The sequence below is a fragment of the Dermacoccus sp. 147Ba genome (assembly GCF_004151355.1).
GTDB lineage: Bacteria > Actinomycetota > Actinomycetes > Actinomycetales > Dermatophilaceae > Dermacoccus > Dermacoccus abyssi.
Map to the genome: position 1 here is coordinate 115,099 of NZ_SEHL01000004.1, position 12,810 is coordinate 127,908.

A 12,810-nucleotide genomic window follows, 5' to 3' on the forward strand; every position below is an offset into this window, starting at 1 on the left:
GCCTTCAGCCCGTCACGGACCACACCGTCGCGCCACCGCCGTGGTCGGCGTCGGCATCGCCGGGCGCCAGGACGAAGCCCGCACCCCTGACGGTCTCGATGCGCCAGGCCTCACCACATACCTGCGGCAACTTGCGGCGCAGGTTTGCCACGTGCATGTCGATGGCCTTCGGCGTACCGCTCCAGTGCCCGGTCCACAGCGCCGCCCCGATGTCGTCGCGCAGGACCACGCCGTCGGACGCTGTCAGCATCTCGAGGACCATGGCCTCCTTGGCCGTGAGCTCGACGCGGCCGCGACCTCCGACGACCTCCCGACGCCGCACGTCGACCCACGGACGCGAGGAGGCGGTGAGCGCTTCGCCCCGTTCACGCGTGACACGGCGTACCCGCGCGGCAACTCGTGCCCCGAGTTCGGCTGGGTCACCGTCGAGCAGGACGACGTCGTCGGCTCCCGCGAGCAGGAGTTGTGCCACGACACCGGAGCGTTGCGCCGTAGCGTCACCGAACGCGACGGCGGCAACGAAGGCCGTCTTCGGGTGCCGCTCGGTGAGACGGCAGAGAGCCTCGAGGACGTCGGCATCGAGGGGCTCACCGGCGCGGCCTGCGGCGAAGAGCACACACGCGGGAGCACTGCGGTGCGTGGGCGCCACGTGGTCGGAGCAGATGTCGACGAGCGAACCGGCGACCGTCCGAACCGACAGGTCGGCGGCCTGGTGGAGCCGTAACAGCGTCGTGTCGTCGCCAAATCCGCCGCGCGCGAGGAGAACATCGGTCATGTCGACCGAGAATATGGACCTTTTCGGCGTAGCGGGGTGAAAGAAACCGGTTGATTTCTCAACAACCAAGCGCCCCGTTCAGTTGTGCGCTACAGGAGTACCCATGACGGCGACGTTCCGATCCCTGAGAGGTCGAGCGCCTCGTGCGCCCGAAGCGTCGACTGGGGGTCGTGACGCAACGCGTCCGCCGTGGTTTCGTCGATGAGAATCTGCCCCGCCTCCGCGGCGTTGGTCAGGCGAGCGGCGCGGTTGACCGTCGTGCCGTAGATGTCGCCGAGGCGCGCGAGCACGCGCCCGGTCGACAGGCCGACGCGCATGCGCGGGATGACGTCGTCGGTTTCCGAGGCTTCCTTGAGCGCCCGGGCGATGCGGGACGCACCTGCCGGATCCTGGTGCGAGAAGAGCACCTCGTCGCCGACCATCTTGACGACGGCGCCGGAGTGCTCGCTCACGATATCGGAGGCCATGGCCTCGAACCGCGTCACGAGGGCCGCGAGGTCGCTCTCGCTCAGGCTGCGAGCCAAGCGGGTGAAGGACACGAGGTCCGCGAACCCGACGGTGCGCACGACGCCGAGGTGACTCTCGGGCTGCGCGTCGGCCAGCAGTCGCGACAGCGCCACCGAGAGGTTGCGCCGCCACACGTAGTTCATGATCGGTTCGAGGTCGTCGGCGATGTCGGCCATCGTGCGCGCGGTCGCCTTGGCCAGCTCCTTGCCCTCCGGTGGGGCGTCCTGACGCTGGGAGATCATGTCGGCGACGAGCTGCGTCTGCCACATCGCGAGGCGATCGGTCGTGCGGCCGAGGGCCCGCGCCAAGCCGAGCAGCGTGTCGACATCGAGGTCGTGCGTCGCCGTCACGGACATTGCGGCGCGCAAGGCGCGAAGGTCGGTGTCGCTGAAGGCCACGTCACCCTCGCGGGAGTTGACGAAGCCGAGCGCGCGCCAGACGCGGCGTGTCTCCTCGGGGTCGACGCCCGCGTGTTCGGAGAGTTCACGACGTCGGTAACGACGCGAGCTCCCCATGAGGATGCGCTCGATACCGTCGATGAACGTCGAGTCATCGGCGGTGAACTGGTGGGGGATCTCGCTCATCACTGGCCCGTTCTCAGATCGTCGCTGCGGTGCAGCCGCGCATGGACGATGTCGGCCACCGAGTACGCCATCCTATTCGGCGAGTCGGCCTGCTCGCCGAGCGGCACGGCCTCGAGCCGGCCCTCGTCGTCGATGCCGGTGGCGCACCGGCGATGCACCGCCCCGTCGGGGGTGTGGATGTCGACGTCGGCACCGATGGTGAGGCAGTGATCCCGCATCCGCTTCCGCAGCGCGGCGACTTCGTGGCCAGAAGCCCTCCCCCACGTCACAGCCGACGCCATGACGTGGGCGGCCACGGCCTCGATGACGGCTTCGCGCCCGATGTCGTACCCGGCACAGCGCAGCGACGTAGCCGTCTCGACGGGCAGTTCCTCACGCTCCTGGCTGACGTTGAGTCCGACGCCCGCGACGACGAGCGGTGTACCGTCCGCCGAACGCGTCATCTGACACAGAATGCCGCCGACTTTGCGCCAGGTGCCGTCGGGGTCGCGCACGAGCAGGTCGTTGGGCCACTTCGTTCCGACTCGCCCGACGCCCTTGTCCCCCAGGACGTCGACGAGGGCCCCGCGCACGGCGTCACCGACGAACAAAGGAGCCCACCCCCAGGTGGCGCCGTCGGCAGGGAGCGGCAGCGTCATCGACATCGTGACGGCGGAACCCGCCGGCGCCTGCCACGAACGGGTCAGACGGCCCCGGCCGGAGGTCTGCAGATGGGCCGCGACGAGGGCCCAGGGCTGGGGCTTCCCCATGGCTCGGGCGTTCGTCGAGTCGACCTCGTCGAGCAGCTCGACGACCCACCCCGCACGACTCAAATTCCGCGCCAGGCGGGGTGAAAAGCCTACTGACAAGTTCACTTCCGAGGTCACGACCCCAGGTTAGGGTGTGGCCCATGACCTTGGAAGACGTGCCCCCGGACACCTCGATCGACCTGCACACCACGGCCGGCCGTCTGCAGGACCTGGCCAACCGAACGGAAGAGGCGGTTCACGCCGGTTCTGCTCGCGCCGTGGAGAAGCAGCACGCCAAGGGAAAGCTCACCGCGCGTGAGCGCGTGGAGCGGCTGCTCGACGAGGGATCGTTCGTCGAACTCGACGCCCTCGCCCGTCACCGCTCGACGCAGTTCGGTCAGGACAAGTCGCGCCCCTACGGTGACGGCGTCGTCACCGGGTACGGCACCGTCGACGGCCGTACGGTCTGCGTCTTCAGCCAGGACTTCACCGTCTTCGGCGGCTCCCTCGGCGAAGTCTTCGGCGAGAAGATCTGCAAGGTGATGGACCTCGCGATGAAGCTGGGTGCGCCCGTCATCGGCATCAACGACTCCGGCGGCGCGCGCATCCAGGAGGGTGTCGTCGCCCTCGGCATGTACGCCGAGATCTTCCGGCGCAACGTCCACGCCAGCGGTGTCATCCCGCAGATCTCGCTCGTCATGGGCCCGTGCGCCGGCGGCGCGGTCTACTCCCCCGCCATCACCGACTTCACCGTCATGGTCGACCAGACCTCACACATGTTCATCACCGGCCCGGACGTCATCAAGACGGTCACCGGTGAGGACGTCGGCTTCGAGGAGCTCGGCGGCGCGCACACCCACAACTCGCGCTCGGGTGTCTCGCACTACATGGCCACCGACGAGGATGACGCCATCGAGTACGTGAAGTCGATGCTGTCCTACCTGCCGAGCAACAACATGGACGCGGCGCCCACGTTCGACGCCGAGGCCGACCTCGAGATCAACGACGACGACCGCGCGATGGACACGCTCGTGCCCGACTCGGCCAACCTCGCGTACGACATGAACGACGTCATCGCGCACATCGTCGACGACGCCGGTGACGGCCCCGACTTCCTCGAGGTGCAGCCGCTGTTCGCGCCGAACATCATCTGCGGCCTCGCCCGCGTCGAGGGCCACAGCGTCGGCATCGTCGCCAACCAGCCGGCCCAGCTCGCCGGCACGCTCGACATCAACGCGAGCGAGAAGGCCGCGCGCTTCATCCGCTTCTGCGACTCGTTCAACATCCCGATCGTCACGCTCGTCGACGTGCCCGGCTTCCTGCCCGGCACGGACCAGGAGTGGGGCGGCATCATCCGTCGCGGCGCGAAGCTGCTCTACGCCTACGCGGAGGCGACGGTGCCGCTCGTCACCGTCATCACGCGCAAGGCGTACGGCGGTGCGTACGACGTCATGGGGTCCAAGCACCTCGGTGCCGACATCAACCTCGCGTGGCCCACGGCTCAGATCGCCGTCATGGGCGCCCAGGGCGCGGCGAACATCCTGTACCGCAAGGAGCTGGCGAAGGTCGCGGAGAAGGGGTCGAGCGAGGACGTCGAGGCACGCCGCGCCGAGCTCATCACCGAGTACGAGGACACCCTGGCCAACCCCTACATCTCGGCCGACCGCGGGTACGTCGATGCCGTCATCCCGCCGCACGAGACGCGCGTCCAGGTGACGAAGGCGCTCCGCGCCCTGCGCCACAAGCGCGAGGAGCTGCCGCCCAAGAAGCACGGGAACATCCCGCTGTGAGCGCCGAGAACACCGAACCCACGCCGGGCACCGACGAGGCTCCTGCCTCCGAAACCCCGGACGCAACCCTTGCTGCCGCGCCGACGATCCGCGTCGTCTCGGGTGCACCGACGGATGAGGAGTTGGCCGCCGTCGTCGCGGTGCTCACCGCTCGCGCCGCGGCTGCGGCAGACTCCGTCGAACCACCCCGCGAGGTCGCCTACTGGGGTCGCCCGGCGCACGTGCGTCACGGCCGTCCGCGCAGTTGGGCCGAATCGACGCTGCCGCGCTGAGCGCACGTCAACAGTGCCAAGGGTGCTGTCACCGAGGCCGGTGACAGCCCCCCTTGGCGTCGGCCCGGACGAGCGTCGAGCGGACCGTCACTTACGCAGGCGGGCCTCGTAGTCACGCTGATGGACGCTCGGAAGAACACCGGCTTCGACGACCCGCGCAAGGACGTCTCGCCCACCGGTGGTGCGGGCGCTGAACACGTCGGCCACCGTGATGCCGTGGGCAGGCCGGTACACCTCGACGATGTCGTCGCCGGCGCTGATGCGCCCGGGTTCGACGACGCGCGCGTACGTCCCCGCCCGCCCGCGCTGGGTGAAGCGCTTGAGCCACCCCGGAACGTCCATGGCCCAGGCGAACGTGCGGCACGGAATACGCGGCAGGCTCGCCTCGAGCACTGCGGTGCCGACGCGCCAGCGCGTGCCCACGAGGGCCCCGTCGAGGTCGATGCCCGAGGTGGTGACGTTCTCACCGAAGGAGGCGTTCGGTAGGGAGCGGCCGAGTTCGCGCTCCCAGTGGTCGAGTTCCTCACGTGCGACGAGATAGACGGCCTTGTCGCTGCCTCCGTGATGCTTCTCGTCGCCGACGAAATCGCCCGCGACACCACTGCGCCCGCCGCCCTCGCGCGGGCCGGGGTCGCTCACCTCGAGGTACCCGACGGGCTGTTTGTGGATGCCCGTCCGGTGCTGCTTCGGATCCCACTCCTCCGGGCGCCCCACGTTCACCGAGAGCACGTTCGGCCCCGCCGCTGAGGTTTCACGCACCCCGTCATCAGCCATGGCGCGAGACTACCGAAGGCGATCGGGCCCAAGTCGAACCTCTCGCCTACAGTCGTGGCATGAACACCTCCGCGTCCCCTCGCGCCACGACCCGTGTCGACGAACTGGCCGACTCGTACTTCGATTCCGCGGTGGAGCTCTCTCCCATCGAAGCCACCAGCTTGGGCGTTCCGGGCCAGGACGAAATGCTCGACGACTTCTCCCCCGAGGGCTATGAGCGCATCAGCGAACTGCGTCGCACGACGCTGTCCGCGCTGCGCACGGTCACGGCCGAGGACGACGTCGACGAGGTCACGATTGCCGCCATGACGGAGCGGCTCGAGCTCGCCGAGGAGATCCACGAGGCCGGGTACGACCTGGCCGACCTCAACGTCATCGCCTCGCCCCTGCAGAACGTTCGCGACGTGTTCGACCTCATGCCCACCGACACTGACGAGGACTGGGCCGTCATCGCCACGCGCATGCGCGCGGTGCCGGAGGCCCTCACCGGGTGGCTGCAGTCGCTGCGCGTCGCAGCGGACGCCGGCAACCGCCCCGCGCGCCGTCAGGTGGAGCGCTGCATCGAGCAGTGCGCTGACCACATCAGCTCCGAGGGCTACTTCCACGCGCTGACACAGCAGGCCGTCGACGGAACCGAGGACGAGGCACTCGCCGACGAGCTGCGTCACGCTATCGACGAGGCCGCCCGGGCTTATGAGGAGACGGCCGAGAAGCTGCGCGAGGAGGTGCTCGTCGACGCTCGGGAGGCCGACGCCGTCGGCGCCGAGCGATACGCGCTGCACAGCCGGCAGTTCCTCGGTGCGCGCATCGACCTCGAAGAGACCTACCGCTGGGGCCAGGAGGAACTGGCGCGCATCACGGCGGAGATGAAGGAGGTCGCAGAGCGCGTCGCCCCGGGGGCCGGCGTCAAGGGCGCCATCGCGTCGCTCGACGAGAGTGCCGCCTACACGCTGCACGGTACCGACGCGCTGCAGGAGTGGATGCAGCAGAAGGCCGACGAGGCCGTCACCGCCCTCGCCGACACCCACTTCGACGTGCCGGATCCGGTGCGCCGCATCGAATGCATGATCGCGCCGACGAACTCGGGCGGCATCTACTACACGGGTCCGAGTGCGGACTTCTCGCGCCCCGGCCGCATGTGGTGGGCGGTACCGCGAGACGTCGAGAAGTTCGGCACGTGGCGCGAACTGACGACGGTCTACCACGAGGGCGTACCCGGCCATCACCTGCAGATCGGGCAGACGATGTACCGCTCGGGGCTGCTCAACCGCTGGCGGCGCCTTGGCGCCTGGACGTCCGGGCACGGCGAGGGCTGGGCGCTGTACGCCGAACGCCTCATGGCCGAGCTCGGCTACCTCGACGACGACGGCAACCGTCTCGGCATGCTCGACGGGCAGTCGTTGCGCGCGGCCCGCGTCGTGCTCGACATCGGTGTGCACTGCGGTTTCGAGGCGCCGGCCGAGGTCGGCGGCGGCGAGTGGACCTACGACAAGGCATGGAGTTTCCTCAGTGCCCACGCGGACATGGCCGAGGGCTTCCTGCGCTTCGAACTGGACCGTTACCTCGGTTGGCCGGGGCAGGCGCCGTCGTACAAGGTCGGCGAGCGCCTGTGGTTCGACCTGCGCGAGAAGACCCGCGAACACGAGGGAGCCGACTTCGACCTCAGGGCCTTCCACCGTCGCGCGCTCGACGTCGGAAGTGTCGGCCTCGATGTCCTGCGCGATGCGCTCCTGCCCCCTGCCTGAGGCTCGTTCGCACGGCTGCGTCAACCGTCGCCCGGAGCTCAGCACGCCCGCGCGCCCTCGATACCAAGCGGAGCGTCGCGGGTAAACTGAACCGGATCTCGAGAAGCGCCGGTCAATCGGCTTCCCTCACCATTCGGCCAAGGAGGACGACTGCATGTCGCCTGCACCCACGTCCGGTTCGACCTCGTCGACGTCGCCCGCCTCCCTCGTGAAGGATGGTCTGCGTTCGGCGATGTCGATGGCAGAGCGTGTGAGTTCGACGGCTGCGGCGAAGGTCGCCCCGGCGCGCGGACGCACCCCGGGTGAAGGTGGCACACCGCCCGTCCTGCCGGTGGTGCTCGACTTCACGCTCTCGGGGTACGCGCTGGCGCGGGCCTTCCACGAGCGTTACGACCTGACGAGTGTCGCCATCGTGCCGCTCCACACCCCGGCTGTCGGTGACTCGAGCCTCTTCCACGAGGTGCGGGTGCTCGGTCACGAGGCTCTGACGAACCATCAGCTCGTCATGGACGAGCTCGTTCGTGTGGCCGCAGCGCACCCAAACCTCACCGTCATCCCGTTGACGAACAACGACAGCTACGTGCAAATGCTCTCCGCCCAGCGCGACTCGCTCGGCGCGAACGTCGTCGTCCCGCACGAGTCCCCGGAGATGCTCGTGCGTATCTCGGACAAGAACCACTTCAACGCCGTCTGCGCCGAGGCCGGCGTCCTCACCCCCGGCACGGCTGTGCTCGACTTCGGTGCGGGGCGTCCCAGCGCGGCTGAGGTGACGTTCCCGTTCCCGATCATCGTCAAGCCTGCTGACTCCGCGCTGCACAACAAGCTGACGATGCAGGGCAAGCGCAAGCTCTACGAGATCGACGACTCCGCGGCCCTCGAGGACCTCATCGACCGGCTTCACGCCGCCGGCTTCACCGGCGAGATGCTGGCGCAGGATCGCATCCCCGGTGACGACATCCTGTCGGTCACGATCTATCGGGCACGCAACGGTGAGGTGACGCTCGCGCGCACCTCCAAGGTGCTCCTGCAGGATCCGCGTCCGGCGTACCTCGGAATCCCGGACGTCCAGGTCGTGCAGGACATGCCCGACGTCGTCGACGCCTCCGTTCGCATCCTCGAGACGGCCGACTACTACGGCTTCGCGAACCTCGACGCCATCCGAGATCCACGTGACGGCTCGGTCAAGTTCTTCGAGGTCAACCCGCGCTACGGACGCAACTGTTACTACGCCACGGGATCGGGCGCGAACATCGCCGAGCAGCTCGTGACCGATCTCGTCGAGGGCCGACCGATGGCCGCACCCGCACTCGAGAACGAACTCGTCTACACCGTGCTTCCGCCGCGTGCTCTGCAGCGCCTGCTGCCCGAGGGCAGCGACCGCAGCCTCGTCGAGCGTCTCGTCAAGGCCGGCCACTGGGCCGACCCGCTCAAGTACGGCGGCGAGCGCAACCCGAAGCACAAGGCGTATGCACACGCCGCGGCCTGGCACCACGCCCGTGCTTACCGCGGTGCGCCACGCGTCATCGGCGGCTGACCGCCCGCACCGGCGCGTGACTCCCCCGCTGGACACCGGCGGGAGGGGTCGCGTCCAGCCGTCATAATGGCCGGGTGCATGTCGCCCTCCCCATCGTCCTCCTCGTCGCCACGACGATTCTCGGAAGCCTCGTGGCCCGGCGGGTCGGGCTCTCCGGTCCTCTGCTGCTGACGGCGGTCGGGGTCGCGCTCTCCTACGCCCCCGGCGTGGGCGAGGTCCACCTCGACTCCGAGGTCGTTCTCCTCGGTTTCCTGCCGCCGCTGCTGTACGCGACGGCGCTGCGCATCTCGCTCGTCGATCTGCGGCGCGACGTGTACCAGATCATCCAGTTGTCGGTGCTGCTCGTGCTCTTCACCGCGATCGTCGTCGGACTCGTCTCCTGGTGGCTCATGCCCATCGGTTTCGCGGCGGCACTGGCCCTGGGCGGTGTCGTCGCTCCCCCGGACGCCGTCGCGGCCACCGCCGTCGCGCGTCGCATCGGGTTGCCACGCAGGCTCGTCGCCGTCCTCGAGGGTGAGTCCCTCTTCAACGACGCGACGGCCCTCGTCACCGTGTCCACGGCCACGCTCGCGCTGCAGCAGTCCGTCACGCCGCTGAGCGTCGGGGTCGACTTCCTCGTCGCGACGGTGGGCGGCATCGCGATCGGCGTCGTCGCGTTCCTCGCCATGGCGTTCATCCAAAAGCACGTCAAGGACACCCCGACGAGCGTCGCGCTGAGCTTCATCTCGCCGTGGGTGGCCTTCCTGCCCGCCGAGGAGATCCACAGCTCCGGCGTCATCGCCGTCGTCGTCATGGCCGTCCTGCTGGGCTACAAGGCGCCCTACATCCAGACGGCGCAGGCTCGCGTCTCCGAGCGGATGAACTGGGATTCGGTGCAGTTCATCCTCGAGAACATGGTCTTCCTGCTCATCGGTCTGCAGGCGGCGACGATCATCACCGACGTCATCGAGTCCGACATCGGCCTGGCCCGTACGAGCGCCTACGCGCTCACCGTTCTCGCGACGGTCATGTTCATCCGGCCGGTCTTCATCATCTTCGCGGCGTGGCTGGGCCGCGTGGCGAGATGGGATTCGCGTCCCCTCTCCCTGCGTGAGGGTGCGGTCGCCGGTTGGGCCGGCATGCGCGGCGTCGTGACGCTCGCCGCCGCGTTCCTGCTCCCCGAGGGCGCCACCCCGCATCGCGAGACGCTCATCTTCATCGCGCTCACCGTGACGATCGGCACCCTCGTCCTCCAGGGCTTCACGCTCGGCACGGTGGCGAAGGCCATGAAGCTGCACGCCCCCGATCCGCGCGAGGACGCCCTCGCGGCGGCCCAGGTCGTCCAGGCCTCCATCGACGCCGGTGAGGTGGCGATGCACAAGGCACTCGAGGATCCGCGGCTCGCCGACACCCCTGAGCCGATCATGAAGTCGCTCGAGAAGCAGGGCATGCGCCGCGCCAACCTCATGTGGGAGCGCCTGGGCAGCAGCGATGTTCTCGGCCCGACGCAGCAGTACCGCGAGATCCGTCAGCAGATGCTCGCCGCGGAGCGCAACAAGGTGCTCGAGATGCGTGATCACGGCCTCGTCGATCACGAGGTCATCGACAACATCCTCTTCCAGCTCGACATCGAGGAGTCGATGATCCTCACGGCCGAGGATCGCGACGCTGTTCTCGGGGAGACCAGACCCCTCCTCACGCCGGAGGGCCGCCGAGGCGACTGCGAGCACCTCGTCGAAGCCGCTGACTCCAGCGCCGCGCCGCAGTCCCACGAGGGATGTCAGACATGCCTCGAGCAGGGCATGAAGTGGCTGCACCTGCGCATGTGCACCGCGTGCGGGTTCGTCGGGTGCTGCGACTCATCCCCGGGTGCACACGCGAGCGCTCACTTCCGCGACACTGCCCACCCCGTCATGCGCTCGTTCGAGCCCGGCGAGGCATGGCGTTGGTGCTTCGTCGACGGCCTCCCGGGCTGAGCCGGCCCGCCCGATAGCCTGGGTCGCATGACCGAACTCGTCCTCGCCTCGCAGTCGCCCGCCCGCCTCGCCACGTTGAGGTCGGCCGGCATCGAGCCATTCGTCCTCGTCTCCCACGTCGACGAGCAGGCCGCACTCGACTCCGCGGGCGCGGATCACGGGCCGCTGGCCGCCGAGGACGTCGCCCTGCTGCTCGCGCACGCGAAGTGCCAGGCGGTCGCCTCCCGCTTCGCCGAGGGCGACGTCCCCGACGACGCGCCCGAGAGCGCGCTCATGCTCGGCTGCGACTCGGTGCTCGAGTTCGAGGGCCGGACGCTCGGCAAGCCGGTCGACGCGGGCGACGCTGCGGCCCGCTGGCGGGAGATGCGCGGTCGAAGCGCGACGCTGTTCACGGGGCACTGGGTCATCGACGACCGCGAGGACGGCACGAGCGCCACGTTCGGGGCGGTCTCGGGCACCGAGGTCCACTTCGCCGACATCAGCGACGCCGAGATCGAGGCGTACGTCGCCACGGGCGAACCGCTCGCCGTCGCCGGCGCCTTCACGATCGACGGACTGGCCGGCCCGTACGTCGAGCGCATCGAAGGCGACCCGCACACCGTCGTCGGGATCGGTCTGCCGCTGCTGCGCGAGATGCTCGCCGAGATCGGCGTCGAGTGGCACACCCTGTGGAACCGACCGCGCGGATGAAACGTCCCAGGACGGCCCGCCGGTTTGGCACACTGTCACCAGCACATTCGGGGAGGACGAGGATGACGACATCACGCGCGAGGAAGGCGCTCGCAGCGACCGCCGTCACCGTCGGGCTCGCCACGACGAGCGCCGCACCGGCGTGGAGCGCGCCGAAGTTGGCGGACGGTAACGGTTTCACCACGGGCGGCAAGAGCATCGACCTCCGTGTGGCCTCCGGCGACGGCACTCCCCTCGACCCGGGGATGTATCAGACGACGTTGCCCGTCGACGAGACCTCCCGCTACGCGTCCATTTCCCGGGGTGAGGGCGAGCGCCTCCAGATCGGCGTGCTCGGCTCGGCCACCTGGAAGAACAACGCGTGGAGCGTTTCCGACGGTTCGCAGGGCCTCGAGATCAAGCTGACCACGCCGGACGGCGAGACGACCTGCGCCACGTCCACCGACTCCCTTTCCACCACGGGCGCCCCGGGCCTGCTCAAGACGAACGTCGCCGTTGACCCCAAGGCGTCGAAGCGCATCACGGACTCGGGCGATTCGGCCGACGCGTGTCGCAAGGCCACGTCCTACCGGCTCGAGGTGAAGCGCACCAACAGCGGTGACAACTCCACGCCGATGCCCGTGCAGATCGCGATCGTGCGCACTCCGAAGGTGAACGGCGAGGTCAAGACCCCGAGCGGTGACGTCGAGGCCCTCTCCACCCAGCCCCTCGACGCCTCGCAGGCGATGGAACCGGGCGCCGGTTTCGCGAACGCCACGACGCTTCCCAGCTCCGAAGGCGGGTACACCGTCGAGGCGCAACCGGGACGCCGCATGTTCTTCCGCGTCCACCTCAGCTGGGGCCAGCGCATGTCCGTCGGCTGGGAAGTGCCGAAGAACGGCAGCGGCTACAACCCGACGCAGGACATGAACCTCGATCTGCAGGTCTACAACCCCGCGCTCACCGAGGTGACGGTCTCGGGCTCCGGTTCGAACACCGGGTACCTGTTCAAGTCGACCTCCTCGGGCACCGACCCGAAGCAGCTCGGCGCCTACACGGCTCCCATCGACTACGGCAACGCCGACCGCGAGACGGGCGGCGACGACAGCGTGCAGTGGCAGGCGATGCCGGGCTGGTACTACGTGGCACTCGACGTCACGCCGTCGTCGTCCTCGGACAAGCTGGACGAGTCGAAGACGATTCCGTCGGTCATTTCGGTGCGCGTGCAGGGCAACGCCAACGAGGGCCCCGCCATGGACGTCGCACAGCCGGCCCCTGCCACCCTGAGCACCGAGGGCACCTCGGGTTCGAACCCGCTGCTCTGGGGTGGAGCGCTCGTGCTTGGCCTGGGCGCGGTGGCCGGGTTGGCTTTCGTTCTGTGGCGCCGCGATAACTCCTGACCGCCACGCTTCCCACATGAAAGCAGCGCCCGATCCGGTTTCGGCTCGGGCGCTGCGTCGTACGCCAGGGGCGGGTG

11 protein-coding genes are annotated in these 12,810 nt (G+C 69.0%); 7 read left to right on the top strand and 4 right to left on the bottom strand.

The annotated features are described in order from the left end of the window. Nucleotides 1–4: 4 nt before the first annotated feature. The 3 genes from EVU97_RS06830 to EVU97_RS06840 form a co-directional block, all read right to left on the bottom strand. A complete protein-coding gene (locus EVU97_RS06830) occupies nucleotides 5–775 on the bottom strand; it encodes a winged helix-turn-helix domain-containing protein (RefSeq protein ID WP_052947026.1) in 771 nt (256 codons plus the stop codon). A gap of 89 nt (nucleotides 776–864) precedes the next feature. Then, nucleotides 865–1,866, bottom strand: a complete 1,002-nt coding sequence (locus EVU97_RS06835) for an adenylate/guanylate cyclase domain-containing protein (RefSeq protein WP_129664546.1) — start codon at nucleotides 1,864–1,866, stop codon at nucleotides 865–867. Further along, a complete protein-coding gene (locus EVU97_RS06840) occupies nucleotides 1,866–2,678 on the bottom strand; it encodes a biotin--[acetyl-CoA-carboxylase] ligase (RefSeq protein WP_129664548.1) in 813 nt (270 codons plus the stop codon). Before EVU97_RS06840 ends, EVU97_RS06835 begins: the two co-directional genes overlap by 1 nt. A gap of 77 nt (nucleotides 2,679–2,755) precedes the next feature. Here EVU97_RS06840 and EVU97_RS06845 point away from each other — a divergent pair, with 77 nt between their 5' ends. After that, nucleotides 2,756–4,384: an acyl-CoA carboxylase subunit beta gene (locus tag EVU97_RS06845; protein WP_047311871.1), complete on the top strand. Its 1,629-nt coding sequence runs from the start codon at nucleotides 2,756–2,758 to the stop codon at nucleotides 4,382–4,384. After that, nucleotides 4,381–4,656: an acyl-CoA carboxylase epsilon subunit gene (locus EVU97_RS06850; protein WP_082128814.1), complete on the top strand. Its 276-nt coding sequence runs from the start codon at nucleotides 4,381–4,383 to the stop codon at nucleotides 4,654–4,656. The genes EVU97_RS06845 and EVU97_RS06850 overlap by 4 nt, the downstream gene beginning before the upstream one ends. A gap of 87 nt (nucleotides 4,657–4,743) precedes the next feature. Here EVU97_RS06850 and EVU97_RS06855 read toward each other — a convergent pair whose 3' ends face one another. Continuing rightward, nucleotides 4,744–5,430, bottom strand: coding sequence for an MOSC domain-containing protein (locus EVU97_RS06855; protein WP_052947024.1), 687 nt, complete (start codon nucleotides 5,428–5,430; stop codon nucleotides 4,744–4,746). Nucleotides 5,431–5,489: 59 nt separating this feature from the next. On the opposite strand from EVU97_RS06855, the gene EVU97_RS06860 reads away from it, so the two are divergent. The 5 genes from EVU97_RS06860 to EVU97_RS06880 all read left to right on the top strand — a co-directional run bounded on the left by EVU97_RS06860 (nucleotide 5,490) and on the right by EVU97_RS06880 (nucleotide 12,733). Further along, nucleotides 5,490–7,175 carry a DUF885 domain-containing protein gene (locus EVU97_RS06860; protein ID WP_129664550.1) on the top strand — a complete coding sequence of 562 codons (1,686 nt, stop codon included), beginning with the start codon at nucleotides 5,490–5,492 and terminating at the stop codon, nucleotides 7,173–7,175. A gap of 154 nt (nucleotides 7,176–7,329) precedes the next feature. Continuing rightward, nucleotides 7,330–8,709, top strand: coding sequence for a carboxylate--amine ligase (locus EVU97_RS06865; RefSeq protein ID WP_129664552.1), 1,380 nt, complete (start codon nucleotides 7,330–7,332; stop codon nucleotides 8,707–8,709). Nucleotides 8,710–8,783: 74 nt separating this feature from the next. Then, nucleotides 8,784–10,664 carry a Na+/H+ antiporter gene (locus tag EVU97_RS06870; protein ID WP_129664554.1) on the top strand — a complete coding sequence of 627 codons (1,881 nt, stop codon included), beginning with the start codon at nucleotides 8,784–8,786 and terminating at the stop codon, nucleotides 10,662–10,664. Between the two features lie 27 nt (nucleotides 10,665–10,691). Then, nucleotides 10,692–11,354 carry a nucleoside triphosphate pyrophosphatase gene (locus tag EVU97_RS06875; protein WP_047311868.1) on the top strand — a complete coding sequence of 221 codons (663 nt, stop codon included), beginning with the start codon at nucleotides 10,692–10,694 and terminating at the stop codon, nucleotides 11,352–11,354. Nucleotides 11,355–11,416: 62 nt separating this feature from the next. Beyond that, nucleotides 11,417–12,733 (top strand): hypothetical protein, encoded by a 1,317-nt coding sequence (locus EVU97_RS06880; protein WP_129664556.1) that lies wholly within the window; start codon nucleotides 11,417–11,419, stop codon nucleotides 12,731–12,733. Nucleotides 12,734–12,810 lie beyond the last annotated feature (77 nt).